At 65.4% G+C, this 24,209-nt stretch carries 25 protein-coding genes; 17 read left to right on the top strand and 8 right to left on the bottom strand.

Features of this window, described 5'->3' with window-relative positions; genetic code table 11:
* Nucleotides 1-17 precede the first annotated feature (17 nt).
* Complete coding sequence (locus tag KHO27_RS10275) at nt 18-323, bottom strand: hypothetical protein (RefSeq protein ID WP_250888438.1); 306 nt, start codon at nt 321-323, stop codon at nt 18-20.
* 160 nt (nt 324-483) lie between these two features.
* On the opposite strand from KHO27_RS10275, the gene KHO27_RS10270 reads away from it, so the two are divergent.
* From KHO27_RS10270 to KHO27_RS10260, 3 genes are read left to right on the top strand one after another with little or no spacing between them, the layout of a single operon-like run.
* Nucleotides 484-1,128, top strand: a complete 645-nt coding sequence (locus KHO27_RS10270; protein WP_250888437.1) for a secretin and TonB N-terminal domain-containing protein — start codon at nt 484-486, stop codon at nt 1,126-1,128.
* Nucleotides 1,125-1,667 (top strand): RNA polymerase sigma factor, encoded by a 543-nt coding sequence (locus KHO27_RS10265; protein ID WP_102683893.1) that lies wholly within the window; start codon nt 1,125-1,127, stop codon nt 1,665-1,667. The genes KHO27_RS10270 and KHO27_RS10265 overlap by 4 nt, the downstream gene beginning before the upstream one ends.
* 29 nt (nt 1,668-1,696) lie before the next feature.
* Nucleotides 1,697-2,605 (top strand): FecR family protein, encoded by a 909-nt coding sequence (locus KHO27_RS10260; RefSeq protein WP_214501729.1) that lies wholly within the window; start codon nt 1,697-1,699, stop codon nt 2,603-2,605.
* Here KHO27_RS10260 and KHO27_RS10255 read toward each other — a convergent pair.
* Together KHO27_RS10255 and KHO27_RS10250 are read right to left on the bottom strand one after the other, a co-directional pair.
* Nucleotides 2,598-3,191: a type II secretion system protein GspJ gene (locus KHO27_RS10255; RefSeq protein WP_102683895.1), complete on the bottom strand. Its 594-nt coding sequence runs from the start codon at nt 3,189-3,191 to the stop codon at nt 2,598-2,600. The two genes, KHO27_RS10260 and KHO27_RS10255, sit on opposite strands and share 8 nt — an antisense overlap.
* Nucleotides 3,188-3,622, bottom strand: coding sequence for a GspH/FimT family pseudopilin (locus KHO27_RS10250; protein WP_214501728.1), 435 nt, complete (start codon nt 3,620-3,622; stop codon nt 3,188-3,190). The genes KHO27_RS10255 and KHO27_RS10250 overlap by 4 nt, the downstream gene beginning before the upstream one ends.
* A 116-nt stretch (nt 3,623-3,738) precedes the next feature.
* Between KHO27_RS10250 and KHO27_RS10245 the strand changes: the two genes are divergently transcribed.
* Nucleotides 3,739-4,179 (top strand): general secretion pathway protein GspC, encoded by a 441-nt coding sequence (locus KHO27_RS10245; protein WP_214501727.1) that lies wholly within the window; start codon nt 3,739-3,741, stop codon nt 4,177-4,179.
* Here KHO27_RS10245 and KHO27_RS10240 read toward each other — a convergent pair.
* Entirely contained in the window at nt 4,161-4,640 is a 480-nt protein-coding gene (locus KHO27_RS10240) for a GNAT family N-acetyltransferase (RefSeq protein WP_110701378.1), read from the bottom strand. The genes KHO27_RS10245 and KHO27_RS10240 overlap by 19 nt on opposite strands.
* A 243-nt stretch (nt 4,641-4,883) precedes the next feature.
* On the opposite strand from KHO27_RS10240, the gene KHO27_RS10235 reads away from it, so the two are divergent.
* The 4 genes from KHO27_RS10235 (at nt 4,884) to KHO27_RS10220 (ending at nt 9,152) form a co-directional block, all read left to right on the top strand.
* Nucleotides 4,884-5,504, top strand: a complete 621-nt coding sequence (locus KHO27_RS10235; RefSeq protein ID WP_110701376.1) for a LysE family translocator — start codon at nt 4,884-4,886, stop codon at nt 5,502-5,504.
* 18 nt (nt 5,505-5,522) lie between these two features.
* Entirely contained in the window at nt 5,523-6,395 is an 873-nt protein-coding gene (locus tag KHO27_RS10230) for an alpha/beta fold hydrolase (protein WP_110701374.1), read from the top strand.
* A 122-nt stretch (nt 6,396-6,517) separates the two neighbouring features.
* The gene (locus KHO27_RS10225; RefSeq protein WP_102683899.1) at nt 6,518-7,654 is read left to right on the top strand and encodes an HlyD family secretion protein; all 1,137 of its coding nucleotides are present in this window, start codon (nt 6,518-6,520) and stop codon (nt 7,652-7,654) included.
* A complete protein-coding gene (locus KHO27_RS10220) occupies nt 7,644-9,152 on the top strand; it encodes an MDR family MFS transporter (protein WP_214501726.1) in 1,509 nt (502 codons plus the stop codon). Before KHO27_RS10225 ends, KHO27_RS10220 begins: the two co-directional genes overlap by 11 nt.
* Before the next feature lie 3 nt (nt 9,153-9,155).
* Here the strand turns inward: KHO27_RS10220 and KHO27_RS10215 are convergent, their stop codons facing one another.
* Both KHO27_RS10215 and KHO27_RS10210 read right to left on the bottom strand, forming a co-directional pair.
* Entirely contained in the window at nt 9,156-9,761 is a 606-nt protein-coding gene (locus KHO27_RS10215) for an START domain-containing protein (protein ID WP_110701370.1), read from the bottom strand.
* Between the two features lie 80 nt (nt 9,762-9,841).
* On the bottom strand, nt 9,842-10,678 hold the full coding sequence (locus KHO27_RS10210) for a bifunctional allantoicase/(S)-ureidoglycine aminohydrolase (RefSeq protein ID WP_023630973.1): 837 nt from the start codon (nt 10,676-10,678) through the stop codon (nt 9,842-9,844).
* Nucleotides 10,679-10,913: 235 nt separating this feature from the next.
* Between KHO27_RS10210 and KHO27_RS10205 the strand changes: the two genes are divergently transcribed.
* Complete coding sequence (locus KHO27_RS10205) at nt 10,914-11,822, top strand: NHL repeat-containing protein (protein WP_110701366.1); 909 nt, start codon at nt 10,914-10,916, stop codon at nt 11,820-11,822.
* Nucleotides 11,823-11,896: 74 nt separating this feature from the next.
* On the opposite strand, the gene KHO27_RS10200 is transcribed toward KHO27_RS10205, so the two are convergent.
* Together KHO27_RS10200 and KHO27_RS10195 are read right to left on the bottom strand one after the other, a co-directional pair.
* Nucleotides 11,897-13,198 (bottom strand): IS4-like element ISPpu8 family transposase, encoded by a 1,302-nt coding sequence (locus KHO27_RS10200; RefSeq protein ID WP_214500505.1) that lies wholly within the window; start codon nt 13,196-13,198, stop codon nt 11,897-11,899.
* A gap of 619 nt (nt 13,199-13,817) precedes the next feature.
* Nucleotides 13,818-14,483: an HAD family hydrolase gene (locus KHO27_RS10195; protein WP_110701364.1), complete on the bottom strand. Its 666-nt coding sequence runs from the start codon at nt 14,481-14,483 to the stop codon at nt 13,818-13,820.
* A gap of 195 nt (nt 14,484-14,678) precedes the next feature.
* Here KHO27_RS10195 and KHO27_RS10190 point away from each other — a divergent pair, with 195 nt between their 5' ends.
* The 8 genes from KHO27_RS10190 (at nt 14,679) to KHO27_RS10155 (ending at nt 24,207) form a co-directional block, all read left to right on the top strand.
* Entirely contained in the window at nt 14,679-15,089 is a 411-nt protein-coding gene (locus KHO27_RS10190) for an acyl-CoA thioesterase (protein WP_110701362.1), read from the top strand.
* Nucleotides 15,090-15,356: 267 nt separating this feature from the next.
* Nucleotides 15,357-15,884, top strand: coding sequence for a thioesterase family protein (locus tag KHO27_RS10185; RefSeq protein WP_052752599.1), 528 nt, complete (start codon nt 15,357-15,359; stop codon nt 15,882-15,884).
* Between the two features lie 164 nt (nt 15,885-16,048).
* The gene (locus KHO27_RS10180; protein ID WP_110701360.1) at nt 16,049-16,810 is read left to right on the top strand and encodes a hypothetical protein; all 762 of its coding nucleotides are present in this window, start codon (nt 16,049-16,051) and stop codon (nt 16,808-16,810) included.
* Between the two features lie 3 nt (nt 16,811-16,813).
* Nucleotides 16,814-18,412: a hypothetical protein gene (locus tag KHO27_RS10175; RefSeq protein WP_111532772.1), complete on the top strand. Its 1,599-nt coding sequence runs from the start codon at nt 16,814-16,816 to the stop codon at nt 18,410-18,412.
* A 70-nt stretch (nt 18,413-18,482) separates the two neighbouring features.
* Nucleotides 18,483-19,091 carry a transcriptional repressor LexA gene (lexA, locus tag KHO27_RS10170; RefSeq protein WP_102685457.1) on the top strand — a complete coding sequence of 203 codons (609 nt, stop codon included), beginning with the start codon at nt 18,483-18,485 and terminating at the stop codon, nt 19,089-19,091.
* Nucleotides 19,091-19,711 (top strand): translesion DNA synthesis-associated protein ImuA, encoded by a 621-nt coding sequence (gene imuA / locus KHO27_RS10165; RefSeq protein ID WP_094012626.1) that lies wholly within the window; start codon nt 19,091-19,093, stop codon nt 19,709-19,711. Before lexA ends, imuA begins: the two co-directional genes overlap by 1 nt.
* A 6-nt stretch (nt 19,712-19,717) precedes the next feature.
* On the top strand, nt 19,718-21,136 hold the full coding sequence (locus KHO27_RS10160; RefSeq protein ID WP_111532773.1) for a Y-family DNA polymerase: 1,419 nt from the start codon (nt 19,718-19,720) through the stop codon (nt 21,134-21,136).
* Nucleotides 21,133-24,207 carry an error-prone DNA polymerase gene (locus KHO27_RS10155; protein ID WP_214501725.1) on the top strand — a complete coding sequence of 1,025 codons (3,075 nt, stop codon included), beginning with the start codon at nt 21,133-21,135 and terminating at the stop codon, nt 24,205-24,207. Before KHO27_RS10160 ends, KHO27_RS10155 begins: the two co-directional genes overlap by 4 nt.
* Nucleotides 24,208-24,209: the final 2 nt, after the last annotated feature.

Genomic DNA, 24,209 nt, shown 5'->3' with positions numbered 1-24,209 from the left:
AACGCCTGTCAGGCACTTCAAGGCCGCTGTGGCACCACCGAACTGCCAAAGCTGTTGCCCATGCGCGTCGAGGTCGCTGCCGGAGTCGCCAAGCCCATCTGGTTTGGTGCCCTGCGCTGCATCTGCTTGACCGGGTCGAGCTGATCTCGCAGGCCCTTGGCGGCGCGCGGATCGGCCCCTTGCAGCTGTCGGGTCAGACAGTCGTAGGCCAGCGCCCGCGATTGCCCGACCTGCACGTCGATGCAGCCCTTGGGCGGTTCGGCCAGCGCCGGCAGGGTGCAGGCCAGCAGCAGGGGCAAAGTGATCAGCGGCAGTCGGGCCATGATGCTTCTCCGTGCAGTCATTCCTTGCGCCAGTCTATCCGCTGCCGGCAGGGGACGGGGTGAAGCTTTGATTGCCGAGGCCTGTCACCACAGCGTCATACACAGGCCCCAGGATGACGTTTCCCCGGCGACGGCGGCCAGCAAGGAGGCCTGATCTCCCGTGCGTGCATTGCTTGTGGTCGGCGCGCTGATACTGGCCTGGTTGGTGGCGGCGCCAGGGGCGCGTGGCCAGTCGTTACTGACCTTCGATCTACCGGCGCAGGCGCTGGACCGGGCGCTGGACAGCTTCGGCCGGCAGAGTGGCCTGGCGGTGCTGGTCGACCAGGCGTTGCTCGCCGGCCAGCGCTCCAGCCCACTGCGCGGCCGCTACACGGCGCGCGAGGGTTTGCAGCGCTTGTTGCAAGGGACCGGCCTGCAGGCGCGCCACGGCAGTGGTGGATTCACCCTGCAACCGTTGCGCCTGCGCACAACGCCGGGGCGTGGCCGGAGTGAAGGCCCGGCGTCGGGCAGTTATGCGGTGGCATTGCAACACGCGGTCGAGCGCGCTCTGTGCGCTTGGCCGTCGACCCGCCCGGGCAGCTACCGGGCGGCCGTGCAGGTCTGGATCGATGCCAGCGGGCAGCTGGTGCAGAGCCGGCTGCTGGCCTCCACGGGCGACTTTGCCCGCGATGCCGCGCTGGTCGAGCGGCTGCGGGCGGTGCGCCTGGAGCAGGCGCCGCCGACTTCACTGGCACAGCCGCTGACCCTGTTGCTGCGCCCAGAACCTATGGATTGCCCTCTTTCGCAAGGAGCTGCGGCGGCATGAACAAACCTCGGGACAGTGCGCTGGTCAAGCTGTTTCTGACCTCCTACGACACCTTCAGGGTCCGCCTGAGGCGCCGGCTCGGCTCGGATGACCTGGCCAACGATGTGCTGCAGGAAACCTACCTGCGGGTGGATCGCATGGACGCCGCGCACGACCTGCACAAGCCTGGTGCCTACCTGTACCGCATGGCCTTGAACGTTGCCGCCGACCGCCGCGAGGCCGATGCCCGGCTGCTCACCGGCGCCGAGATCGAAACGCTGCTGCAGGTGGCCGAGGACCAGGACCCGGCCCGCATCGTCGGCGGCCAGCGCGAGATCCAGAGCCTGCTGGGCGCGCTCTACGAACTGCCAGCCCGACGTCGGCGGATCTTCATCGCCGCGCGGCTGGAAGAGGCCTCGCACCAGGAAATCTCCCAGCGTTTCGGCATTTCCACACGCACCGTGGAAAAGGAACTCAAGGCGGCGCTGGGGCATTGCGCGATGCGTCTGGACAGAAAAGTGTTTCAGCGCTTCGGTCCCGGCGCGGGAAAACCGTCTTGAACGATAGTCGACCTCTTCATGTGAGCACCATGCCCCAGATTCCGCCCGATCCCGACTTGCAGCGCCAGGCCCAGGGCTGGCTGTTGCGGCTGACCTCCGGCCAGGCCACCCAGGCCGATGCCCGGGCCCTGCACCAGTGGTGCGCGCGCAGCCCGGCGCACGCCGAGGCGTTCGCCCAGGCGCGTCAGCTCTGGTGTTTGCTCGGGCCAGCGGCGCAGCAAGCCAGCCAGGCGCCATCGGCGCCGCTGCTCGGGCGCCGGGCGTTGTTGGGCGGGGCGCTGGCCGCGTCACTGGCGGTGGTTGCCTGGCGTGGCGGCTGGCTGGACGAGGCCATGGCGCCGCCTGCGGCGTTCGCCACCCAGGTGGATGAGCAGCAGCGGGTCGAACTGGCGCCTGGCATCGAACTGGAGCTGAATGTACGCACACGCGTCAGCCGCGAGGCACAGGGTATCGCCCTGCTGGCAGGCGAAATCGAAGTGCAGGCCCGCCAGCCCATGCAGGTGCGGGCGCAGGAAGGGGTGATCAGTACCGAGCAGGCCCGATTCAATGTGCGCGAGGACGACGACAGCGTATGCGTCACCTGCCTGAGTGGCGAGCTGCGCATCTTTGCCCAGGGCCGGCTCGAGGCGCTGCCGGCCGGCCGCCAGTTGCGTTATGGCGCGCAAGGCGTCGGCGTGCCCGAGGCCTTCGACATTGGCCAGGTGACGGCCTGGCGCGAGCGCATGCTGGTGTTCCGTGATGCACCATTGACCCAGGTAATCGACGAGATCAACCGCTACCGCCCCGGGCGCCTGGTACTGCTCAACCCGTCACTGGGGCGCCGCCGGGTGCAGGCGCGGTTCAGTTTCGATCAGTTGCGCCAGGCCGCCGAACTGATCCGCGTCGCCTATGGCGCGCGCTGCCTGGAACTGCCCGGCGGGGTGGTGCTGGTCAGTTGAATGGCCCCAGCACCTGGCGGTAGTGTTCCTCGCCCTGGGGACCGCGCCGGTTCAGGCGCACCTCGAGCCCGATGGGGTTGTCGTCGGCCTCGCTGGCCGGGGAGCGCCAGCCGCCCTTGGCCTGCCAGGTGCGCAGGCTGAATGCGCTGACGTTGTCCAGCACCGCCACCGCGGCTTTCGGCGCGGGCAATGGGAAGCCTTCGCGCAGTGGCGCGGCGGCGCGGTACAAGGTGCTGCCGCGCACATACCAGCGCACCCGCTGCAGGCCGCTGCCAGACACGGCACCGGCGCGCACCAGCTCCAGGCGCTCGGCGCGGGCGCGCATGGCGGGTAGCAAGGGCTTGCCCGGCGGCTCGTGGCCGGGCAACACCGGCTCGACCAGTTCCACCGTGGCGCGCAAGGCCAGGTCGCGCTCCAGCTGTTGCAGTACACGCATCACCGCCTGATGGTCATCGCTGGCCTGGCGCAGGTGCTGGTCGGCGCGGCTGACGCTGTCCAGGCCACGCCAGGCGATCAGGCTGACCACCGCCATCAGCAGGATGGCGATCATCACTTCGATCAGGGTAAAACCGCGTTGGCGGGTCATGGCTGGCTCACCCGCACCTGCCCGGCGGCGTTGCGCGCCAGTTCCAGCCGCAGCGTGCCGCTGTGCAGGCGCAGTGTCAGGGGGGCGCCGATCCACTCGCCATCGAGCCACACCGCGCCACGGGGCTCGGCCTGCACCTTCACTGTCTCGGCCTGCCAGCGGCGCGGCTTGAGTGGTCCCTCCGCCAGCACCTGGCCATCGGCGCGCACGAAGCGGTAGCCGTCGCGGTCGCTCTGCCAGTGCAGCGGCTGACCGTCAGCCTGGGCTTCGCTTTGCGCCAGCTCCAGCAAGCGCGCCAGGCGCTCGCCGTCTGCGCGCAACTGCTTGCCCGGATCGGGGCGAATGTTCAGGCTGATGGCGGCGCTGGCGATGCCGACGATCACCAGCACCACCATCAGTTCGATCAGGGTGAAACCACGTTGTCCGTTCACGGGGCGCTCCTTGTCCTGGCAAGGCAGCTTGCCCGAGCAAGATGATCGGCGTGTGAAACAAAACCGTGAGAATCACCCGGTATGCTTGGGCGCAGGCACACAAGGAGCGCGTGACCATGCGTATCGTTCGTCCCGACTTGTCACTCGGGCTGTTGTTGCAGGCGCTGGGGCTGCTGGTCGCCATGGCCGGGCTGGCGACCTGGGGGCAACTGTTGTGGCCGCCAGCGGCGGGTCAGGCCACGGTCCGGGCTGCCGATGCCCCGGTAGTGGCCGGAACACCGGCCGGGCGATGGTTTGCCGATATTCCCCTGCAGGTGCAGATCCAGGTCAGCGGGGTGATGACCGGCAGCCAAGGCGCCGTGGCCATCGTCAGCCTCGATGGTGGCCCGGCACGCGCCGTGCGCAGTGGCGAGGAGCTGGCTCGCGGGGTGCGCCTGGTGGCCATCGAGGGGCGCGGCCTGGTGATCGAGCGCGGCGGCCAGCGCAGCCGCGTCGAGGTGCCGGTACTGGCCCAGGCGTCGTTCTGGGGCGAGGCGCCTCAGCCCTCGGCGAACTGACGCAGGCGCTCGCCGTCGAGACGATAGCGGATCCACTCGTCCTGAGGCTCGGCACCCAGCGACTGGTAAAAGCCGATGGCCGGTTCGTTCCAGTCCAGCACGCTCCACTCCAGGCGCCCACAGCCGTTTTCCACCGCCTCGCGGGCGATGTGCCGCAGCAGCTTGCGCCCCGCGCCGTCACCGCGTTGCTGCGGGGTGACGTAGAGATCCTCGAGGTAGATACCGTTGCGCCCCAGCCAGGTGGAGTAGCTGTAGAAATACACGGCGAACCCGATGGCCTGGCCGTCGCGCTCGCAAATCAGGCTGCGCACTGTGCTGCCCGGGTCGAACAGGCTGTGCTCGATGTCGGCGAGGGTCGCCACCACTTCGTGGCGGGCGCGCTCGTAGTCGGCCAGCTCGGTGATGAAGGCCAGGATCTGGGTGGCGTCGGCCAGGACTGCGGGGCGGATGGTCACGGGCATGATGGGGCTTCCTTGTGCGGGATAGGGTGCGAAGGCTTCAGTAGTGTCAGGTAGGATGAGGGAAGACCGCCAGGTGTCTGGCGGAAGATTCGCCGCAGCTTTGCTGCGACGATGGCGTGGAGGCACGCAATTGAGTGAAACAGAAATGTGTATTCATTCAATTCTGCGTAACTGTACCGGTCATTTCCTACAAGCCTCCGCTACCGTGGCATTTCGATAATCAGAAAAGCCGGAACTGCCGCCATGCTTGCCTCGCTCGATCTGCTCAGCGCGTTCGTCCTGTTCGCCTTCGTCTCTTCCATTACTCCCGGTCCGAACAACACCATGCTGCTGGCCTCGGGGGTCAATTTTGGCGTGCGCCGCACGATTCCCCACGCGCTGGGCATCAGCGTCGGCTTCATGGTGATGGTGCTGGCGGTTGGTCTTGGGCTTGGCGAGGTGTTCAAGGCTTGGCCACCGTTGTACAGCATCCTGCGCTACGCGGGCGCGGCCTACCTGTTGTACCTGGCCTGGAAGATTGCCACCTCAGGGCCGATGTCCGGCGACACCAATGGCAGCCGCAAACCGCTCGGATTCTGGGGAGCCGCGGCGTTCCAGTGGGTCAACCCGAAGGCCTGGGTGATGGCGATCGGGGCGATCACCACCTACACCCCGGCCCAGGGCTACGTGTTCAACGTGATCGTCATCGCCACGGTGTTCGCCCTGGTGAACCTGCCCAGCGTCGGCATCTGGGTGATGTTCGGCAGTGCCTTGCGCAACCTGCTGCGCAATCCGCGCGCGGTGGTGCTGTTCAATGTCCTGATGGCCCTGCTGCTGGTGATTTCACTGTATCCGCTGCTGTTTGTAGAATCGGCGTTTTCCTAGAACCGATGAGTGCAGTCGATGGAGTTGATTCCCTGGTCCCATGAATGCGCCGAAGGTTTCACCCTGCGCGGATGGCGCACCCCCGCCAGTGGCAGGCCGCTGCTGCATTTCCTGCATGGCAATGGCTTCTGCAGCCTGGCCTACCAGCCCATGCTGATGCGCCTGGGCGAACATTTCGACCTGTGGCTGAGCGATGTCCAGGGCCATGGCGACAGCGACCATGGTGGCGTGTTCCTTGGCTGGAACCGCACCGCAGCGCTGGCGGTGGAGGCCTTCGAGGCCGGCCGCGGCGACTATGGCGACGTGCCGCGCTTTGCCTTGGGCCACAGTTTCGGTGGCGTGCTCACTGGCTTGATCCTGGCTGCCGAGCCGCAGTTGTTCCAGCGTGCGGTGCTGCTGGATCCGGTCCTGTTCAGCAGGCGCATGATCGGGGTGATGGGCGCCGCTGCCATGGTCGGCCTGCATCGGCGTCATGCCCTGGCGCGCAAGGCGGCCACCCGCCGCAGCCATTGGCCCGACCGTGAGGCGGCCCAGGCCTCGCTGCAGGGGCGCGGTATCTTCAAGGGCTGGACCGATGCGGCCTTGCAGGCCTATGTGGAGCACGCCATAGGCGATTGCGGGGAGGGGGTGGTGCTCAAGTGCCGGCCCAGCCGAGAGGTGGAGATATTCAGCTCGTTCCCCGAGCGCATGTGGCAGCAACTGAGCCGTGTCCAGACGCCGACGCGGATCCTGTACGGTGAGCAGACCTATCCGTTCGTGCCGCACTCGGTGCAGCGCCTGGTGGCACTCAATGGCCAGGTGAGCGCGCAGCAGGTAGCGGGGGGACACTGTTTCATGCAGGAAGATCCGATAATGGCCACAGAGCAGGTAGTGGCGTTCTTGCAACATTGAAAGCGGTCCGCTCGCAGGGTTGATCTGCTGTCCATTTTGCGACGATTGAAGGCCTGTTCGCGAGCGAACGACAATCTCAGATTCCGTACTCTGGCGCTCCCCCCCACCGGATGGAGCCCAGCATGAACCAGGCGGTCAGCCCAGATCCCCAGCACACCCTCGAGCAAATTCGCGCCCGGCGCCGTCAGCGCCTGCTGCGCTTCGGCCTGGCCGGGGGCCTGGGTTTGCTGGTGGCGGCCTATGGCGCCTACTGGTGGCTCGACGGGCGTTTCCTGGAACAGACCGACGACGCCTACGTGCGCGCCGACTGGGCGCCGATCAGTGCTCGGGTCAGTGGTTACGTGGCCGAGGTAGCAGTGGCGGACAACGCCACGGTCAAGGCCGGCGACCTGCTGGTACGCCTGGACGCGCGCGATTTTCGCGACCGCCTGCGCAAGGCTGAGGCGCACCTGGCGGTGAGTGAGGCGGCATTGCAAGTACAGCGCATGCGCCTTCGCGCCTTCGTCGCCGAGCAAGACGAGCAGACCCACGCCATCGCCCGCGCCGATGCCGAACGCGGCGGTAGCCGAGGCGAGGCGCAGCGGGCCGAGGCCGACTGGCAGCGTTACCAGCACCTGGCGCAATGGCAGGCGGTCAGTGTGCAGCGGATGGAGCAGGCCCGCGCCACCCGCATCCAGTCTCAGGCGCTGCAGCGCGCCGCTGATGCCGAACTGGCCCGCCAGCACGCACGCAAGACGATGCTGGAGCAGCAGGGCAAGCAGCTGGAGGCCGAGTTGCTGCAGCGCCAGGCCGACCTCGACCAGGCTGCTGCCGAGGCCGACCTGGCCCGCAGCGCCCTGGCCGACACCGAAATCCGCGCGCCCTTCGATGGCGTGGTCGGCCAGCGCAAGGTGCGCCAACAGCAGTACGTCACCCCCGGCCTGCCGCTGCTGGCTGTGGTGCCGGTGGCGCAGGCGTACGTGGTCGCCAACTTCAAGGAAACCCAGCTGGCGCACATGCGTCCCGGCCAGGCGGTGACACTGGAAGTGGACACCTTCGGCCAGCACTGGCGCGGTACCGTGGACAGCGTCTCGCCGGGCTCCGGTGCCGTGTTCGCCTTGCTGCCGCCAGACAACGCCACCGGCAACTTCACCAAGATCGTCCAGCGCTTCCCGGTGCGTATCCACCTCGACCCAGAGGGCGATGACAGCCCACGGTTGCTGCCCGGCATGTCGGTGATCGCCACCGTCGACACCCGGCAGGCCCGCCATGAGCGCTGAGGACAAAGTCTCCCTGCGTGCCTGGGTGGCGGTTATCGGCGGCTTGTTCGGCTGCTTCATGGCTGGCATGAACGTCCACGTCACCAGCGCTGCCTTGCCCGAGATCGAGGGCGCGCTGGGGGCCAGCTTCGAGGAAGGGTCCTGGATTTCCACCGCCTACCTGGTGGCCGAGATCAGCATGATCCCCTTGACCGCCTGGCTGGTGCAGGTGTTCTCGCTGCGCCGGGTGATGCTGGTGGGCTCGGCGGTGTTTCTGGTCAGCTCGGTGAGCTGCGCGATGGCCGGTAGCCTGGAGGCGATGATCGCCTTGCGGGTGATCCAGGGCGCCTCGGGCGCGGTGCTGATCCCGCTGTCGATGCAACTGATCATCACCGAGCTGCCGGCCAGCCGCCTGGCGCTGGGCATGGCGCTGTTCAGCCTGTCCAACAGCGTGGCCCAGGCCGCCGGCCCGTCGATCGGTGGTTGGCTCACCGACATGTATTCCTGGCGCTGGATCTTCCTGCTGCAGTTGCCGCCGGGGGTGGCGCTGCTGACGGCGGTGGCCTGGTCGATCAAGGGCCAGGCCGGAGACCGCGGCGCTTTGCGCCAGGCCGACTGGCTGGGCATTGTGGCCATGGCGCTGGGGTTGGGGGCATTGCAGGTGGTGCTGGAGGAGGGGGGGCGCAAGGACTGGTTCGAGTCCCGCTTCATCGTCGGCTTCAGCCTCGTCGCAGTGATCGCCCTGGCGCTGTTCATCCAGCGTCAGTTGTGGGGCGCGCGGCCGTTCATCAACCTGCGGCTGTTGGGCAGCTACAACTTCGGCGTGTCGAGCCTGGCCATGGCGGTGTTCGGCGCGGCCACCTTCGGTCTGGTGTTCCTGGTGCCCAACTACCTGTCGCTGGTACAGGGCTACAGTGCCAGCGAGATCGGCAAGAGCCTGATCGCCTACGGCATGGTCCAGCTACTGCTGGCGCCGCTGCTGCCCCGGCTGATGCGCTGGCTCAACGCCAAGCTGCTGGTGGCCAGCGGCTTCGCCATCATGGCCCTGGGCTGTTGGCTGGGGTCGACGCTGACAGTGGACTCGGGCAGTAATGTGATCATCCCCTCGACCGTGGTGCGCGGCATCGGCCAGCCGCTGATCATGGTGGCGCTGTCGGTCCTGGCGGTGAAAGGCCTGGACAAGGCCCAGGCCGGCTCGGCCTCGGCGCTGATCTCGATGCTGCGCAACCTCGGCGGCGCGCTGGGCACGGCGTTGCTGACGCAACTGGTGTCGCAGCGCGAGCGCTTTCATTCGGTGCGGGTCGGCGAAGGGCTGACGCTGTTCGACGGCGCGCTGCAACAGCGCCTGCCGGGCGGCATGGTCGACCCGCAGTCGCCACAGGTCATGCAGACGCTGGCGTTGATCGACCAGAGCGTGCGCGAGCAGGCGTACCTGATGGCCTATTCGGATGCGTTCTACCTGTCGTGCGTGGCGCTGCTGGCCTGCGCCGCGGCGTCGCTGCTGCTGCGCAGCCGCTGAGCTTTACGGCTGGCGTTCGGCCACGGCGCGCAGGGTGCGCAGGGTGACCATCGGCGCATCCACCACGAAGCGGTTGGCCAGCCAACCCGGCACATCACCGGCCGGGTCGGCACGCAGCTGGTAGGTGACCTCGGTATCGCGCTCGCCCAAGGGGCGCATGATCCATTCGCCGCTGAGCCGGCGCACGCGGATCAGCCCGGGTTCGGTCGGTACCCGCCCGGGCTCGGCGCTCAGGTGGCGGACCAGGGAGTCGTCGTCCAGGCGCTCGGTACGCACCTTGAGCACCATGTCCCTGGGTTTGGCCGGCCAGGGCAGGGCGGTGGTCAGGTAGACCCAGGTGGTATCGCCGTCCACTTCCAGCAGGCGCATGTCGGCGCAGGCGTACAGCCATTTGCAGGCCACGCGCAGGTTTTCCTGCAGCTCGCTCAGGGTACGGACGCTGGCCTTGATCCGGGTGACGCCGCGAAACTGCTGGTAGGCCGAACCGCTGACGTTTGCCAGGTAGACGTCGATGCCGTCTTCCTGGTGCGCGAGTTGCCAGTCGTCTGCCCACGGCAATGCGCCCGGCAGTAGGAGCAGCAGGGCAAGTAGAAGGCGATGGAAGGTCATGGCGGGAGGCCGGGAAGGGGCTGTCCGCTCAGTATGGCTCAAGACTGCAGGAGCGACGGGCTGCCGCTCCTGCAAGGTCATCAACGCTGCGGGTTGAGCGTCAGGTGCACGTGACGGTTGACGTCCTTGTACAGCAGGTAGCTGAACGGACCCGGGCCGCCGGAGTAGCAAGCTTGCGGGCAGAAGGCGCGCAGCCACATGAAGTCACCGGCCTCGACCTCGACCCAGTCCTGGTTCAGGCGGTATACCGCCTTGCCTTCCAGGACGTACAGGCCGTGTTCCATGACGTGGGTCTCGGCGAACGGTATCACGCCGCCAGGCTGGAAGGTCACGATGTTCACGTGCATGTCATGGCGCATGTCGGCCATGTCGACGAAGCGGGTGGTCTTCCAGGCGCCTTCGGTGCCCGGCATCTCGATGACGGTGGCGTTGTCGCGGTGGGTGACGAACGACTCGGGAACCGGCAGGCCCTCGACCTTCTGGTAGTGCTTGCGCAGCCAGTGGAAGGTGACGTTGGCCTTGCTGTTGTTGCGCAGGCTCCAGTCGGCGCCGGGGGCGAGGAAGGCGTAGCCGCCCGGCACGAGGGTATGGTGCTTGCCTTCGACGGTGACGTCGATCTCGCCTTCAACCACGAACAGCACCGCTTCGGCGTTCGGGTCCAGTTCAGGGCGCTCGCTGCCGCCTTCGGGGGCGACTTCTACGATGTACTGCGAGAAGGTCTCGGCGAAACCGGTCAGCGGACGGGCGATGACCCACATGCGCATCTTGTCCCAGAACGGCAGGTGGCTGGTGACGATGTCACGCATCACGCCCTTGGGGATGACGGCATAGGCTTCGGTGAACATGGCACGGTCAGTCAGCAGCTCGGTCTGAGCCGGGTGCCCACCGTGGGGGGCGAAGTAGGAAGGTTTCGACATGAACGGTCTCGACTTTGTTGTTCTCTCCCCATGCCTTGGACCACACCGGCCGGTGCGTGCAGGGGATGCCGGGACAGCATAGGGGGCGGGCGCTGTCATCCACAAATTAAATGTTGAAATACCCGGTATCCATTTACTGAATGATGTGTGCAGGAAAACGCCTGGAAATCGTGGCGTCGACATTTTTTTCACATCACCTTGCTAGCATCGCCCGCACTTTCCAGGAGCCGACTTGATGACGCATGTGCTACCCAAACGCGGTGTCCGCCTCGCCCTGGCGGCCACCACGGGCCTGGCGGCCTGTGCCTTGGGCTTTTTCGCCTGGCAGACCTTCTACCCGGTACAGGCCGCCGAGGGCTGGAACGTGCAGGTGCTGCATAACTCGGTGACCCGGGCCGCTTCGCTGCTGCCTCAGGACGACGGCAGCCTGCTGGTCAGCCGCGAGCTCAACGGCGGCAAGGGCAGCATCCTGCGTATTACTGCCGAGGGGGACCGCGTGGTGGTGCTCGAAGGCCTGTCCAAGCCGGACGGCATGGTCGCCGTCAACGGTGGCTGGGCGTTCAGCCAGGAGGTCGGCGGGGCACCGGTCAGCGTGTCGCGCGATGGCCAGGTCAGTCAGCTGTTCGACGGCAACAACGTGCAGGGGTTGTACAACGATGGCCAGCATCTTTACGCCATCGAGGACCGCAAGGGGGATGGGCGGTTGATGCGATATGACTGGCAGAGCGGCGAGCTCGACGTGTTGCGCTCAGGGCTTACCGAAACCGAGGGCCTGACCCGTTGCGCCGACGGGCGTCTGCTGTATACCGAAAAGGCCACCGGCAAGATTCGTGCGTTGAGCGAAGGCGGGAATGACCCGGTGGTGATCGAAGGTCTGCGCAACCCGACCTTCCTGCTCTGCGACCAGCGCGGGCTGTGGATCAGCGAGGATTCGACCCATCGCGCGAGGCTGTTGCGTATCGACGGTGATGGTACGCGCCATACGGTTCTCAGCTACCTGAAGGCACCGCAGGCCATCGTTCCGGATGGCAAGGGTGGATACCTGCTCGCCGAGGGCGGCCGCGACCGGGTGCTGCGCCTGACGCCACCGGCCAAGGGCAGGACTGTGCAGGCCGAGGCCTCGTCGCGAGGGCCTGAAGCCTGAGTCATACCCTGCGAGCGGTTTTTGCCTTCTTAATGCCCGCGTGTTAAGGAAGGTCGCCATAAAGGTCATCCCTTTCAAGGTCTTTTGGTTTTGGCGGCCTTGATGACCCGATCCGTCGAAACATGAGCATGTACAGCGGTCCCTTGCACCCAGGCCTTCGCTTTGGGCACCTTGGGACCTCGTGGGCTTTTCGCAACCTGTCTGGGCTGGATGTTTCTGGCCAGCTCCAGCAGGCGCTGAGCCAGGTTTTCCATCGGAACAACGGGCATGTACTCGGATGGCAGGGCAATCTGCATGCCTTCGTAACCCCCTCTGATCTGCACCGCCAAGTGATAGATCGAGGCTTCCCAATTCTCGGGCAAGGCATCGCGGTGAGCCTGTTCAACACTTCGCTTGAGCAAGGCCAGAACGTTGTATGCCAGCACGGCAGTGGTGAATCCAAGCAAGGCGGCTCGCGGACTGCCGAGGGTTTCAATTTCACTTTCCAGAATTGCTTCCAACCGCTGGAACATCCCTTCAATGCTCCAGCGGCGCCGATAGAAGTCTGCGATCTGTTGCGCACTGATGCTCTCGGGCAGGTTGCTCCAGAACATCAAGCTGTTATCACCTGAGTCGTTTGGTGAATGAAGCGTTAACTCGACACGTCGCCAGCGGTGCCCGCCTTTTACTTCGATGGATTGCTCGCGCACAGTGCCTGTGGCGACGGGCATCGGTGCTTGCCACTCACCTTCCTGGATCAAGCGTGGATGCTTGGCCTGCTGGCGAATGACAAATGATGTATTCACCTGTTCGCACGCCTCCATTACAGGCAGCGTGCAGTAGAGACGGTCAGCGATCCAAACCTGATTGGTCTTTGCTTCAGCCAGCAACGGCAAAACACAAACTCGTTCGCTTGCGTAGGCGTCCTCGCACGGCTGGAGGTCAATTACCTGATCCAGGTCGGGGTCGTAAACCACCACCGAAAACCCGGGGCGAGCCGCTCCGCGCTCTTGGCGCAGCGCGCCAAGACGCTTTTCGGTAGAGGCCAAGTGGCTGCCATCGACCACCCGAACTTGCCAATCAGGAAGCATGGCTGAGCAGCCCAACTCATGGATTGTCGGCGCCAAGCGCTGCGCGCAGCCTGTCACCAGAGCACGCAACAGGGCAGGTTCGGTTCGACTGATCTTGTCGTACAGAGCTGCCAGGCTGACGGGAAGGTCGTCCAGTTGTCTTGCCGCAGCATGCAGCGATGGCTTCAAGCCCAATGAAACAAGCGACATCAACTTGATAATGGTCGAGAACAGCAGCTCGCGAGAATACTGCCGTTGGCGGTGCTCCTCGAAAACCTGATCGACCCACTCCGGCGCAATGGCCTGCTCCAAGGCAAGTTTGGCCATTACGCTGGCGGGTGCTTTTTTCTCGAATCGCGCTAGTACATCAGCCCACATCGCTCGGGTCTTCCTGACTGGATTTCAGCGAATTCTACCGAAGACCTTGAAAGGGATGGCCATAAAGGTGAAAAGGTGACTTTGCGTCGACATCGCAAATGAATGCACTTACAACTATAAGAACCGATGCCGACTGACTTTGACTTACACAGCGTGTGTCTCGAAAGTTATATACGCATTCAATTGCGATGGTGACGCATAATCACCTTTCCGCCCTTACGGCGGGTCCCTTTTTGAAGCATCAAAAAGGAACCAAAAAATGCTCGCTCCATTCATCCGGCCCCTACGCTTCGCTCCGGGGTCCCCTCACTCCGGCCTTGCTCCCGGGAGGACCGCGCTGAACGCCCCATCCTGGGGCGTAGCGCTTGGCAAGACCTGCGTTCGGCCTCCTGAAGTCGCGAAGTAACGGGCGGCGCCTGGGATGACGCAGCTGTCGCTAGCTGGGTAGGGCGCTAGACTCTTGATCGGCAACGGCAACGGCAACGGCAACGGCAACGGCAACGGCAACGGCTCGAACGCTCGCAGGACTCAACTCGACCTACCGCGCAATGCCAGAAGCAGCAATCGTTCAGGCCGTGGCCTGCATCCGCGCGATGATGTCCCACAACCGCGGATCGTCATAGTCCTCGATCACCAACCGCGCTCCGGCCTCCAGCAGTCGTTCGGCCGGCTGGGTAGTGGCCAGGCCCACGGTAAAGATGCCTGCATCGACAGCCGCCTTGACGCCAGGCAGCGAGTCCTCGAAGGCCAACGCCTGCCCGGCCTGGGCCTGCAGGCACTGCAGCCCGGTGAGGTAGGGCAGGGGATCGGGTTTGGGCCGTGCCAGCTCATCGGCGACCAGAACCTGAGCGAAACGCTCGCCAACGCCCATGGCCCCAAGCATGTGCTCGGCGTTCAGGCGCGGCGCGTTGGTCACCACGCACATGCCGATGCCGTGCCGCTCGGCATGTGCCAGCAGGCGCAGCAGGCCGGGCATTGGTGTCAGGGTTGGCGACAGTTCGCGGAACAACGCCTCCTTGCGCTCGGCCAGGGCCTGGCGGTGGGCGGCATCGGCCTGAGGGAACAGCTCGGCGAACAACAGGCCGTTGGAGCGTCCGCTGACCTGGGTGTTGAACTGTTCCTGGGTCAGCTCGCGGCCATCGTGGTCGTGCAGCAGCTGGCGGAAGGCTTGCAAGTGCAGGGTGTCGGTATCGGTGAGGGTCCCATCGAGATCGAACAGCAGGGCGGTCAGCATCGGGCATCCTTAAGGGGAGAAACCATTCAGCAGCATCTTATGCCATCAGCATTGGAAAGTGCAGTTGGCCGGTTCTTTCACGTTTTCGGCACAAGGCTCACAGGCGCGGGGCTGCCAAGCAAACGCTCCAGCCCCAAGAGACCCTGAACGGTTACTATCGGCTGCCAGGCATCCACTGCACGGAGCAATCACCCCATGCCTTTCGTCACCACCCGCAAGATCCTGTTCGGCGATTGCGACCCTGCCGGGATCGTCTATACGCCGCGTATCAGTTACTTCGTCATCGAGGCGATCCACGAGTTTCTCTCCCATCGGCTGGGCGGCGAAGGTCTGCGCAAGCTGTTCGCCATGGGCGTCATGCCGCCAGCGCGGGCATTGTCCATCGAGTTTCTGGCGCCGATGGCCTGGGACGACCTGATCCGCGTGCACGTCAGCAGCGGGCCGCTCGGCCGCACATCGTTCAGCTTCGCCGTGGAAGGGTTCGGAGCCAGTGGCGAGGCATGTTTCCGCGCCAGCATGACCCAGGTATGCGTCTGCCCCGAAAGCAAGCAACCGGTTGAGCTGCCCGAGGCACTGCGCCAGGCACTGAGCAGCACCACAGACTGATGTGCATCACCACGGATAGATATTTCATCAACCAACAAACGTTTCAGCATCAATTGGATATAAAGTCCAAACGTGACCGGTTATTCAGTTGTGTTTTTCCGTTTAATTGAGGCTGTTGGCACTGGTTGCTTCTGGTGAAAGCTGTTAGCTTTCGCCCCGCTCCGGAATTAAACAAGCAGGCCTGCAACGCGCCGCTTGCGGCCACCCGAAAAACTACGGGTGGCCGAACAGGGAACGATAATAAAAATCCTAGGGAGGGATAACCGGATGAATCTCTACATCCGTCTGTTGCTGGCTGTTCTGCGCGGTTTCTTCAAGCCGCCGATGGCCCTGACCGACACGCTGCAGCGAACGCTGCGGGTCTGGCCAAACGATATAGACATCAATAAACACATGAACAATGGCCGTTACATGACGATTGCCGATCTGTTCATGCTGGAACTTTGCCTGCGCGCGAAAATCCTCATTCCTGCCTTCAAGTTGGGCTGGAAGCCCATGCTCGGCGGTAATCTGGTCGTCTATAAAAAGCAACTTTCCATGTTCGAGCAGTATACCGCCGAGTTCAGCATCTGCTGCCTCGACGAGAACTGGACCTACTTCCAGTACACCTTCTTCAACCGTGCCGGTGAAGTGGTGGTGACTGGCTATTCCAAGGGCGCCTGGGTCGGTCGCAAAGGCCTGGTCGCCAACGCGGTGATCGCCGAAAAGCTCAAGGTCGAACCCACTACCGCGCCAATGCCCGAAGCCATCAGGAAATGGCTTGAGGCTGAGGCCCACGTGCTCGGCAAGGCCTGAGCCAGGCCGCGTCGCGGCCCACTTGGCAAACCCCACACCCACGTAATCCGTCCATTGCTCCACGGCACCGGGCCTCTGGCCTGGCGCCGCGCGCGGCAGGCTTTGCCGTGCCCGGCATTCGCGCCTGCCCCACGTCGATCCATGAATGAGTAGGGAAACACCTCATGCCGAACACCTTGTTGTTGATGCTGGTTCTTTTCGCAGTTTTTCTATTGGTCGCCGAGCTGTTCAGGCGCTACCGCCTGGTGGGCCTGACCTTCTTCGTGCTGTCGCTGCCGGCGTTGCTGGTGCCGAACGCCAACCTGTTCATGCGCATCAAGACCATCAGCGTGCTGCTGCCCATGTGCTTCCTGGCTTACGCCAGGTACAGGCCGAAAATGGAAGGTTTCATCTACAAGCTCATCTACGTGGTGATCGTGCTCAACATCATCGAAGCCTCGGTGATCGACTGGCAAACCGGCAACGTCCTCAACATCGTCGCCGCCGTGGGCCTGATCCTGTGCCTGCCGTACTCCCGCCAGCACTGGGAGATCTCTGGCCGCCACAGTGATTTCGTGGTGCACGTTCCTGCCTACTGGCCCTACCTGTACACCACCTGGAACCTGTGCTTCCTGTACTCGGCGCGGATCACCACCTTCGGCTACGCACTGCCGTTGTTGCTGGCGCCGGTGGCCTACGCCTTGCTCCTGCGCCGCTCCGACCTGTACTTCCAGGCCCGTGCCTACACCTTCGGCTTCTACCTGTTTGTGCGCACCATCGCCGGCGACACCCCGCTGATGAACCTGCCGGCCTTCGACCTGACGACCTGGTACAGCCCCGACGCCGCGCTCGCCTGGAGCGTCGTCAACGTGATTTTCACAGGCGCCTGCCTGTACAGCTACGGCGCAAGCCGCAAGAAGAACAAAGCGATCGAACAAGGAGTGTGAAGCATGTTGGAAGTTATCCTGCTGGCGTTTTTCATCACCGCCAGCCCGGTGATCCTGTTGATGAGCAAGACCCGCGCCGAGCCATTGAAGCATGTGTACATCGGCCTGTATTACGTAAAGTTCGTACCGTTGCTGCTGTCGTTGTACGCGATCAACCTCAGCGCCAGCTTCCTGGCCTGGAAGTGGGTGCAGCTGAAATGGCTGCTGCCTCGCTACTTCGGCTATCGCCACTACAACCGCGATTCCATCTCGATGGAGAGCACGCCGATCCCGGGCACTGACTACCACATGGGCTACATCCCCAAGAAACTGCCCGCCGAACTGGTCTATCGCTGGAGAAAAGACAAGGTCTACCACAACTACATCCAGTCGATCATCAAGGCCAACCGCGACTACTACAAAGTACCGCTGGGCCAGTTCCCGCAACCGACGGCGATTTCCGACGAGGACCTGAAAGTCTTCCTGATGTCGTCGCAGATCACCCACTACCTGCAGACGGTCGATGGCGTGTCGACCTTCGACATGCGTGATTTCACCCGCGAGATCCGCCTGTCCAGCTCGGTGTTCGACGTGGCCAGCATTTCCATCGCCCAGGACTTCGCCACCGACAGCATGCGCATCACCCTGCGCGACGGCTTCAGCGTCGGCCCGGGCGAGCCGCACTGGGACCTGGCCAAGGTGTACTTCATGTCGAACACCATGGTGTTCTTCATCCTCGGCGCGCACCTGCACCACCACCTGTTCTTCGCCGAAATGGGCGCGGCGTTCCTGTTCAACCTGGTGCCCAAGGATTCCAACTTCCACAAGCTGATGGACCCGCACACCGCCTATATCCTGATGCTCAACCACCAGTTCAAGGAGTCGCCGCTTTCGTTGCGCGAAACCACCGGTATCGCCGACAAGTTCCTCTACAGCTGCATCGGCTACTACTCGGCGCAGACCTTCTACAAAGTCGGTTATGAAAACGCCCTGAACATGTACAACAAGCGCGACACCGAAGACCAGGCGCTGACCCAGAAATTCGAGATCAAGTTCGCCATCCCGTTCGACCAGTACCTCAATGGCCAGCACGCACTCAACGCCCAGTACCGCGACTACTATGCGGCGGTGCTGAAGTTCGTCACGGCCAGTTACGACGACCTGCTGCGCGACGGCTCCGAGCCCTATATCAACAACTGGGTCGCCGAGCTGTGCCGCTATGTCAACCTGCCGTGCCAGGCCAATGACAAGGCCTTCAACATCGAAGTGATCGCCACCTATATCTGGTACGTGTCGTTCGTCCACTCCCTGGAGCACTACCAGTTCCACAAATACAAGATGAACTATTGCCTGCTGACCCGGCTGCCGTTCGCGGTCGCCAAGCACTTGCCAGCGGACCAGGTGTTCAGCCAGTACGACATCTGGAAGTCCAAGCACATCGTGCACACCTTCGGCAAGAACCACCTCAATGCCGGTGTCTCGGAAAGCTATGCCGACCTGGACTACAAGTTCCGCGACCTGCCGCTGATCGACAAGCAGACGCAACTGAAGAAGGACGTACTCGCGTTACTGGAGAAACACCAGACGCCAAACGAGGCGATCGCCTTGTCCATTCGTTACTGAGCCTGGGCGAGGAAGGCCGGCGACGAAGGGGTCTGTTCAGTTTTCTCAGAAAGGAGTACAAATGTACTCCATGGACAATCTATCCCCCAAACGCCGCGCCATCCTCGAATTCATCCGCGAGCGCATCACCGATCAAGGTCAGCCGCCGTCGCTGGCCGACATCGCCGAGCGCTTCGGTTTCGCCTCGCGCAGCGTGGCGCGCAAGCACATCACCGCCCTGAGCCAGGGCGGCTTTATCGACGTCACGCCCAACCAGGCGCGGGGTATCCGCCTGGCCGAGCCGTTGCGTCGGCCCGAGATCCTCGAAGTGCCGGTGCTCGGCCAGGTTGCCGCCGGTGCGCCGATCGGACCCGACCTCGATATCCACGAGCAGGTGCTGCTCGACCCCAGCCTGTTCCGGCGTACTCCCGACTACCTGCTCAAGGTGCGCGGCGACTCGATGGTCGACGACGGCATCTTCGATGGCGACCTGGTCGGCATTCGCCAGCAGGGCGAGGCGCGCGACGGGCAGATCGTGGTCGCCCGGCTCGACGGCGAGGTGACCATCAAGCGCCTGCAGCGCACCCGCGACGGCTATCGCCTGCTGCCGCGCAACCCCGCCTATGCCCCCATCGACGTGAGCCCCGAGCGCGAGTTCTTCATTGAAGGCGTGTTCTGCGGCTTGCTGAGGCGTGACTGATGGGCGCGGTGGTCGAGCTCGACCGGCTGCTCGACCAGCGCCAGGTATGGCGCGGGCGGCAGGCCCAGGCGCGTCCGCAGGGCCTGCAGCCCACCGGGCATGCCGCCCTCGATGGTCGGCTGCCGGAAGGCGGTTGGCCGGCGGCGTCGCTCAGCGAGCTGCTGCTGGCCAGCCCCGGCTGCGGTGAGTTGCAGTTGCTCTGGCCCACGCTCGCCCGGCTGAGCGGGGAAGGGCAGAGGGTGGTGCTGGTGGCGCCGCCGTTCATCCCTTATGCGCCGGCCTGGCAGGCCGCCGGGGTGGACCTGCGCTGGCTGGTGCAGGTTGACGCCGAGGCCGGCGATGCCCTGTGGGCAGCCGAGCAGTGCCTGCGCTCGGGCAGTTGCGCGGCGGTGTTGTGTTGGCCGGAGCGTGCCGATGATCGGGCGCTGCGGCGTTTGCAAGTGGCCGCGGAAACCGGCAACGCGCTGGCATTCGCCTGTCGTCCGCGGCAGGCCGCGCTGAACCCATCGCCTGCCGCCCTGCGCATCGCCCTCGACCTGCGCCCGGCACAATGGCGCGTGCTCAAGTGCCGGGGTGGCCTGCCACCTGCCGCACCCATCGCCTGCCCTGGGCAGGGGTGATGCACCATGCTCTGGGCCTGCATCCTGTTACCCCAGCTGGCGCTGGACACTGTCCTGCGCGAACGTGACGACCCCGAGGCGCCGCTGGTGCTGCTCGGCGGGCCGCCCCAGCGCCGCGTGCTGCGGGCGGTCAACCCGGCGGCCAGTGCGCTGGGCTTGCGCGCCGGGCAGGCCCTGACCGCCGCCCGCGCCCTGGCCGACGGTTTCACCTGTGTCGAGGTCGAGCCGGCGCGTATCGAGCAGTTGCAGCAGCTGCTCGCGGCCTGGGCCTACCGTTTCAGCGCCCAGGTCAGCCTGCACTATCCCCGTGCGCTGCTGCTGGAGGTAGGCTCGAGTCTGCAGCTGTTCGGCCCGTGGCCGTCGTTCGAGGCGCGCCTGCGCCAGGAACTGGCGGCACTCGGCTTGCGCCAGCGCATCGTGCTGGCTAGCAACCCGGTGGCGGCGAGAATGCTCGCCAACGGCCATGATGGCCTGGCGCTGAGCTGCCCGCAGGCGACCCGCGCCGCCTTGCTCGACATGCCCGTCGAGCGTGTCGGCCTGCCCAGTGAGGCAGCCGAAGCCTTCATCCGCATGGGCCTGCGCCGCCTCGGGCAGGTGCTGGCGCTGCCCCGTGATGCCTTGGCCAGGCGCTTCAGCGCCCAGGTGCAGTTGCACCTGGACCAACTGCTTGGTCTGCGTAGCCTGGGGCTGGATTTCTACCAGCCTCCCGACCGTTTCGAGGCGCGGCTGGAGCTGAACTTCGACGTCGAATCACACCAGGCCCTGCTGTTCCCCCTGCGTCGTCTCATTCACGACCTGGCGGCATTTCTCGCCGGGCGTGACTGTGGCGTGCAGCGTTTCGAACTGCACCTGGAGCATGCCGAAGGCGCGGACACCGTGCTCAAGGTCGGCCTGTTGGCTGCCGAACGCGACGCCTCGCTCTTGTTCGAGCTTGCCCGTGGCCGCCTGGAGCCGCTGCGCATCCCGGCGCCGGTGCGCAACCTGCGGCTGCTGGCTGCCGACCTGCCACCGTTCGTGCCCCAGCACCAGGCGCTGTTCGACCCGCGTGCGCAGCAGGCCCAGCCTTGGGACCAGCTGCGCGAGCGCCTGCGCGCGCGGCTGGGCGATGATGCGGTCAAGGGCTTGCGCGCCGAGGCCGATCATCGCCCCGAGTGTGCCTGGCAAGGGGTGGAGCAGGGTGGGCAGGGCCATTTGGTGATGGCCCCTGGTCGGCGCCCCGGTTGGTTGCTGCCGGTGCCTCAGGCGTTGTCCGAGACCGGCCTGCAACTGCTCGGACAGGCCGAGCGCATCGAGTCCGGCTGGTGGGACGGTGGTGATGTGCGGCGCGACTACTACCGCATCGAAACCCGTGATGGCCTGCGCGGCTGGGCCTTCCGCGACCTCGCGGCCCCGGGGCCGTTGTGGCTGCAAGGCTGGTTCGCATGAGCGCCCCGGGCTACGCCGAGCTGCACTGCCTGTCGAACTTCAGCTTCCAGCGTGGCGCCTCCAGTGCCGACGAGCTGTTCCGCCGCGCCCGCGAGCAGGGTTACCAGGCCCTGGCGATCACCGACGAATGTACCCTGGCGGGTATCGTCCGGGCCTGGCAGGCGGCAAAGCAGCATCAGGTGCGGTTGATCGTCGGCAGCGAGGTGCGGGTGCACCAGGGACCGAAGCTGGTCCTGCTGGCACAGGACCTTGCTGGCTACCAAAACCTCTGCGCCTTGATCACCCGCGCCCGGCGGCGTTCGCAGAAGGGCAGCTACCAGTTGCTCGTCGAGGACCTCCAGGCCCATCACCAGGGCTTGCTGGCGCTGTGGGTAGCCGAGCCGGATGACAGCGCCGGGGCCTGGTTGCAGCCCCTGTTCGACGGGCGTCTGTGGCTGGCGCTGCACCTGCATCGCGGGGCCGATGACGCCCAGCGCCTGGCCCACCTGCGCGCGCTGGGGGCGCGGCTCGATCTTCCGCTGGTGGCCTGCGGCGATGTGCACATGCACGTGCGCGGACGGCGGGCGCTGCAGGACTGCATGACCGCCATCCGCGAACATTGCGCGGTCGCCGAGGCGGGGCGCTTTCTGTTCGCCAATGGCGAGCGTCACCTGAGGTCGCTCCACCAGTTGCACGAGCTGTACCCCGACGATCTGCTGGCGCAGACCCTGCAGGTTGCCGAGCGCTGCACCTTTGATCTGTCCCAGCTGAACTACCAGTACCCACGGGAACTGGTGCCCGAGGGGCAGACCCCGGCCAGCTGGCTGCGCGAGCTGTGCCGGCGAGGGTTGCCGGAGCGCTGGCCCCAGGGCCCGAGCGACCAGGTCCACGCGGTGCTGGAGCGGGAGCTGGCGCTGATCGAGGAACTGGGCTACGAGAGTTACTTCCTCACCGTCCACGACATCGTCGCCTTCGCCCGCCGCCAGCGCATCCTCTGCCAGGGGCGCGGCTCGGCGGCCAACTCGGTGGTGTGCTTCGTCCTCGGCATCACCGAGCTCGATCCCATGGAACACCGCCTGCTGTTCGAGCGCTTCCTTTCCCGCGAGCGCAACGAGCCGCCGGACATCGACGTGGATTTCGAGCACGAGCGCCGTGAAGAGGTGATCCAGTACGTGTTCCAGCGCTACGGCCGGCACCGGGCGGCGCTCACCGCGGTGGTCAGCAGCTACCACGCCGCCGGCGCGGTGCGCGACGTGGCGCGGGTGCTCGGCCTGCCGCCCGACCAGGTGGACGCCCTGGCCAAGTGCTGCGGGCGCTGGAGCGATCGCATCCCGGATGCCGCTCGCCTGGCTGAGGCCGGGTTCGATGCGCACAGCCCGTCGCTGCGGCGCATCCTGGTGCTGGCGGGGGAGCTGATCGGCTTTCCCCGGCACTTGTCGCAACACCCGGGAGGCTTCGTCATCTCCGAGCAGCCGCTGGACCAGCTGGTACCGGTGGAGAACGCGGCGATGGCCGAGCGCACGGTGATCCAGTGGGACAAGGACGACCTGGACATGGTCGGCCTGCTCAAGGTCGACGTGCTGGCGCTGGGCATGCTCAGCGCGCTGCGCCGCTGCTTCGACCTGATCGCCCGGCACCGGGGGCGCGAGTACACGCTGGCGACCCTGCCCAAGGAAGACCCGGCCACCTACGCCATGATCGGCCGCGCCGAGACCATGGGCGTGTTCCAGATCGAGTCGCGGGCGCAGATGGCCATGCTGCCCCGGCTCAAGCCGGTGAAGTTCTATGACCTGGTGATCGAGGTGGCCATCGTGCGGCCCGGGCCGATCCAGGGCGACATGGTCCACCCCTACCTGCGCCGCAGGCTCGAGCAGGAGCCGGTCACCTACCCATCGGAAAAACTCAAGGCCGTTTTCGAGCGTACCCTGGGCGTGCCGCTGTTCCAGGAGCAGGTGATGGAACTGGCCATGGTCGCCGCCGACTACAGCCCCGGCGAGGCCGACCAGCTGCGCCGCAGCATGGCCGCCTGGAAGCGCCATGGCGGCCTGGAACCGCACCGCGAGCGGCTGATCGCGGGCATGCTGCGCAATGGCTACGAACGGGCCTTTGCCGAGCGTATCTTCGAGCAGATCAAGGGCTTCGGCAGCTACGGCTTCCCCGAGTCCCACGCCGCCAGCTTTGCCCTTTTGTGCTACGCCAGCAGTTGGCTCAAGTGCCATGAGCCGGCGATCTTCATCTGTGCGCTGGTCAACAGCTGGCCGATGGGCTTCTACAGCCCCGACCAGTTGCTGCAGGAGGCGCGCCGCCAGGGCATAGAGGTGCGCCCGGTGGATGTGTTCCATAGCGAGTGGGATTGCACCTTGGAGGCACTGGGCGAGAACGAACTGGCCATCCGCCTGGGCCTGCGCCAGATCCGCGGCTTCAGCGAAGACGATGCCCGGCGCCTGGAGCAGGCGAGGGCGCAGCGCCCCTGGCGGGATGTCGAGGACTTGTGCCTGCGCGCCGGGCTTGATGGCCGGGCCCGGGCGCGCCTGGCCGACGCCGGGGCATTGCGCGGGCTGGCTGGCGACCGCCACCAGGCGCGCTGGCAGGTGGCGGCGGTGCAGGCGCAACTGCCGTTGTTCGCCGAAGTCGGATCGACACTTGAACAGGCGGTTGCCTTGCCTGCACCAAGCATTGCCGAAGACCTGGTCGCCGACTACGACACCCTGGGCACCACCCTCGGGCCGCATCCCCTGACCCTGCTACGGACACGCTTGCGCGCGCTGGGGTGTCGCAGTTCAAGGGAGCTGGCAGGGGTCGAGCATGGCGACAGCATCGCCGTCGCCGGCATCGTGGTCGGGCGCCAGCGACCACAGACCGCCAGTGGCGTGACCTTCGTCACCCTCGAGGACGAGCATGGCATGGTCAACGTGGTGGTCTGGCGCGACCTGGCCGAGCGCCAACGGCGAGAGCTGGTAGGTTCGAAGTTGCTCAAGGTGAGCGGGCGGCTGGAGCAGGAGAGCGGGGTGCGGCACCTGATCGCCCGGCGCCTGGAAGACATCAGCCCGCTGTTGCAGGGGCTTGATGTGCGCAGCCGGGACTTTCATTAAGC

Source organism: Pseudomonas sp. RC3H12, assembly GCF_018596375.1.
GTDB lineage: Bacteria > Pseudomonadota > Gammaproteobacteria > Pseudomonadales > Pseudomonadaceae > Aquipseudomonas.
The sequence above is the reverse complement of the archived record's forward strand: the minus strand, read 5'-3'. Positions and strand labels throughout refer to the sequence as shown.